The organism is Mycobacterium attenuatum, from assembly GCF_900566085.1.
GTDB lineage: Bacteria > Actinomycetota > Actinomycetes > Mycobacteriales > Mycobacteriaceae > Mycobacterium > Mycobacterium attenuatum.
The window spans coordinates 1-1643 of record NZ_UPHT01000113.1 but is presented as its reverse complement, the minus strand read 5'-3'; the positions used below and the strand labels follow the sequence as shown (position 1 = coordinate 1643).

The 1643-nt window shown below is 60.6% G+C and carries 1 protein-coding gene; it reads left to right on the top strand.

Annotation, left to right across the window (positions count from 1 at the left end; translation table 11 throughout):
* On the top strand, positions 1–1439 hold a 1439-nt coding region (locus tag EET13_RS18560; RefSeq protein WP_136623194.1), incomplete at its 5' end, for a beta strand repeat-containing protein.
* Between the last annotated feature and the right edge of the window lie 204 nt (positions 1440–1643).

Here is a 1643-nt window from a genome sequence, read left to right as displayed (position 1 = left end):
CGGCCATGGTGGGTTATCACGGTGGGGTGTCGGCGGCGGCTGGGCAGTTGGCTTCCTGGGCGGGTTCGTTGGCGGGTTTGCCCGGGTTGTCGGGTCTGATCGGTGGTGCGACCCAGGCCGGCGCCGCGGTCAGTGCGCCGGCCGCGCTCAGCGCCCCGGCGACGGCCGCCCCGGCGGCTGTTTCGCAATGGCTTGACGACTTCGTCTTCAACCTGGGGTTCGGCAACATCGGCTCGTTCAACCTGGGCAGCGGCAACATCGGTGGGCTCAACCTCGGCAGCGGCAATATCGGCGACACCAACCTCGGCAGCGGGAATTACGGCGGCGAAAACTGGGGCGGCGGCAATACCGGGACCGCGAATAGCGGCAGCGGAAACACCGGGGACTACAACTTCGGCAGCGGCAACTTCGGCAGCGGCAACCTCGGCAGCGGCAACATCGGCAGCCTCAACCTGGGCAGCGGAAACTTCGGCACCATCAACATCGGCAGCGGCAACCTGGCCGACGTGTCCCTGGGCAGCGGAAACACCGGCGACTTCAACCTCGGCAGCGGTAATCTCGGTGGGGGGAACATCGGATTCGGAAACCTCGGTACCGGCAATATCGGGTTCGGCAACAACGGCAATGACAACATCGGTTTTGGGCTGACCGGCAACGGTCAAATCGGCTTCGGCGCTTTGAATTCGGGCAGCAACAATATCGGCTTGTTCAACTCGGGCAACAACAATGTCGGCTTCTTCAACTCTGGTAACAACAACATCGGCTGGATGAACTCGGGCAGCGGGAATACGGGTTTCGGTAACGCCGGCGACTTCAACACCGGTTTCTGGAATGCAGGTAGTTCAAACACCGGCTTCGGCTGCGCCGGGAGCTCTAACTTCGGTATTTTTGACGGCGGAAATGGAAATTCCGGCAGTTTCAACGTCGGCACCCACAACACCGGCTTCGGCAATTCCGGTGCGGGAAACACCGGCTTCATGAACGCGGGCGACTCGAACACCGGCTCCTGGAACGCGGGGAATGTCAACACCGGCTTCTTCAACGGGGGTAACACCAACACCGGTGGCTTCAATGGCGGCAATCTCAATACCGGTTTCGCCAGCGCGGTGGACCAGCCGGTCTCGAATTCTGGATTCGGCAATCTGGGTGCCGGAAACTCGGGTTTTGGTAACAGCGATCCTAACGGCACCGTCAACTCTGGCTTCTTCAACACGGGCATCGGTAATTCAGGATTCTCGAATGCCGGACCCGCGCTCATTCCCGGTTTCAATTCCGGTTTCAGTAACATCGGTACCAATAATGCCGGATTTGTTAATTCGGGTAACGGCCTCGCGGGTATCTCGAATTCGGGTGACGACAGCTCGGGTATCGTAAATTCCGGCAATGACAACTCTGGTGGATTCAATTCCGGTTCGGGAATTTCCGGCTTCTTCCGGTAGCACCCGAATGTGGCCCGCTTTCCGGCGGATTTGCGTGCGCCGACGTGGACAGCGCTTTTTCGGACATGGGTATTGCGCCGGTTGGGGTCGACACGGGTGGGTGGTGGGGTAAATGCGGGGGTTTGGTGGGGGGTGTGGCCTAGGGTCGCTGGCAGGTACCGGTGGTTGCTGGCCAGGTGTGGGGTGGTTGGCGATGGTTGGTGA